This is a genomic window from Luteibacter sp. P4_D7_3 (genome assembly GCF_056401735.1).
Genome location: NZ_JBFUIT010000517.1, coordinates 1 through 1,684, shown reverse-complemented (window position 1 = coordinate 1,684; position 1,684 = coordinate 1). Strand labels below are relative to the sequence as shown.

Below are 1,684 nucleotides of genomic sequence, written 5' to 3'. Positions count from 1 at the left end.
TCCTTGAGCAGGATCACGGCGTCCGCAGCGTCGACCAGCGTCTGGGAGAGATGGCAATGCGGATCCAGCTCCACGCCTATCGTCGTCGCCGGGCCGCAAGTCGCTCGTAAGCGAGTGACCAGATCGGCCTCACAGTCGTCGCAGTTCGTAGCGACCATCGCACCATGCAGTAGCAACAGGATGATGTCGAAGGGACCATCCGCGTGCACCTGCGAAACCATCTCGTCGCGCAGACTCTCCCATACGTGCTGGACGGTCGGTCCCGAAGGCTCGGCGTTGGCAAACAGTCCCTCGACGACATCGTGGCCGTCGGTCGATGCGAGCTCCCTGAAGCGCCTTGCCACCAAGCCGTTCGTTCCGCTATCAGCATCACTGGCCGTGCCGCGGAAGAGGCCGCCCTCTTCGAATCCTCGCCATCCCGTCGGCCATGGGGCGAACGTGTTGGTTTCGGTGGAGATACCTGCAACGAAGATGCGCATGAGCCCTTCCCGTTCGTGTAGCTGCGAGTATCCCATGTATGTTATAGATATATCCAACAGTGTTCTTTGTTATATGCACACCTTACGGGATGCCTCATGACCGCTCCGCACCTCAGCCCCTTCGTCGATACCGGTTCCCTCGTATTCCTTTCGGGCCAGCTCGCTTTCGACGATGCAGGCGCGATCACGGGGAACGCCACCATCCAGACACGCCGCTGCCTGGAACGCCTGGAAAGCGTGCTGCGCGATGCCGGACTGGCGTTGTCCGACGTCGTGAAGTGCACCATCTGGTTACGCCATGAAAGTGATTTCGCCGCGTTCAACGACGCCTACGCGAGCTACTTCGGCTCGCACAAGCCCGCACGGTCCACGGTGATCAGCGGCCTCGCGCTGCCTGACGCGTTGGTGGAGATCGAAGCCATCGCTTCCCGGACGTCAAAGGAGAGCTAAGTCCATGAAGGACGCGTTGTTCGACATCGTCGTCGTCGGAGGAGGCATCGCCGGAGCATCGGCGGCGGCCAACCTTGCGCAACATGCAAGCGTGTTGGTGCTGGAGCGGGAGAGTCAACCCGGCTACCACGCGACAGGCCGATCGGCGGCACTGTTCTCGGAGATCTACGGAAGCGCGTCCATCCGCGCCTTGAGCCGCGCCAGTCGACCCTTTCTTTTCAATCCACCGGCGGGGTTCGCCGGCGCTTCCCTGGTATCCCCACGTGGTGCGCTCTACGTCGCGACCGTCGGGCAGCTGACTGCGTTGGATACGTTCGCGTCTTTGCCGGACGTGGCCGCCGGCACGCGGCGGGTGGACGCGGTCGAGGCCCGTGCGCTGTCGCCAAGCCTGCGCGACGATTATGTCGCGGCCGCGGTCTACGAGCCCGATGCGCAGGACGTGGACGTCCACGCCCTGCACCAGGGCTACCTGCGATGGCTACGCGACCGCGGTGGAAGACTGGTCAACAACGCCGGGGTTACGTCGATCGAGCGGAAGGACGATGCATGGATCGTCGGCACGGACGCCGGCGTCTTCCGCGGAAGGATCCTCATCAATGCAGCGGGCGCATGGACTGACGAGATCGCTGGCCTGGCCGGTGCAGCACCCATCAAGATTCAACCACTGCGGCGGACCGCCTTCATGGTCGACGCGCCGGCCGGTAGCGACTCCGACCGCTGGCCCATGACGATCGACATCGACGAGCAGTTCTACT

The 1,684-nt window shown here is 63.4% G+C and carries 3 protein-coding genes; 2 read left to right on the top strand and 1 reads right to left on the bottom strand.

Features of this window, described 5'->3' with window-relative positions:
• Positions 1-479: M81 family metallopeptidase (locus AC1DSN_RS22240; protein WP_477332963.1), on the bottom strand; the 479-nt coding region annotated here is incomplete at its 3' end.
• Between the two features lie 96 nt (positions 480-575).
• On the opposite strand from AC1DSN_RS22240, the gene AC1DSN_RS22235 reads away from it, so the two are divergent.
• Together AC1DSN_RS22235 and AC1DSN_RS22230 are read left to right on the top strand one after the other, a co-directional pair.
• A complete protein-coding gene (locus AC1DSN_RS22235; protein WP_477298143.1) occupies positions 576-929 on the top strand; it encodes a RidA family protein in 354 nt (117 codons plus the stop codon).
• Positions 930-933: 4 nt separating this feature from the next.
• A partial coding sequence (locus tag AC1DSN_RS22230) for an NAD(P)/FAD-dependent oxidoreductase (protein ID WP_477332961.1) occupies positions 934-1,684 on the top strand: 751 nt, incomplete at its 3' end.

Bases quoted from the DNA above. Each gene is read 5' to 3' on its own strand.
- AC1DSN_RS22235 (WP_477298143.1), top strand. From the start codon at position 576: ATGACCGCTCCGCACCTCAGCCCCTTCGTCGATACCGGTTCCCTCGTA.